This is a genomic window from Bartonella florencae (assembly GCF_000312525.1).
GTDB lineage: Bacteria > Pseudomonadota > Alphaproteobacteria > Rhizobiales > Rhizobiaceae > Bartonella > Bartonella florencae.
Map to the genome: position 1 here is coordinate 1 of NZ_HE997515.1, position 327 is coordinate 327.

The window sequence follows — 327 nt, forward strand, 5'->3', positions numbered from 1 at the left end:
GGCTAAAACCATAATCCCTGCTAATGCCCACTGAATCGGTCCATTGCCTACCAAAAAGCCTCCAAACCCTGAACACGACCCTATAATCGGGGCAAGAGCTTCTATCTTGAAAAGACTCGTTGCCTCACGCGTTTCGATCCTGTGATAGTTCGAAGCAATGTAAGACCCTTTCGCCCATAACCCTGCTTCGGCTGCTCGACGGTTGGATAATCCCACAAAAGGCTTGCCCCCTACCTTATTCCATTTCTGTAATTCACTAGGAACAGCTTCATAATCCCCTTGATTAAGCTTCTTCAACAACGTTGACTTGCTAAAGGCTTTCGTTCC

General features: G+C 47.1%; 1 protein-coding gene. It reads right to left on the minus strand.

Going from position 1 to position 327, the window contains the following annotated elements; all coding sequences use genetic code 11:
- A partial coding sequence (locus tag BN202_RS09125) for a lysozyme (protein ID WP_019220338.1) occupies nt 1-327 on the minus strand: 327 nt, incomplete at both ends.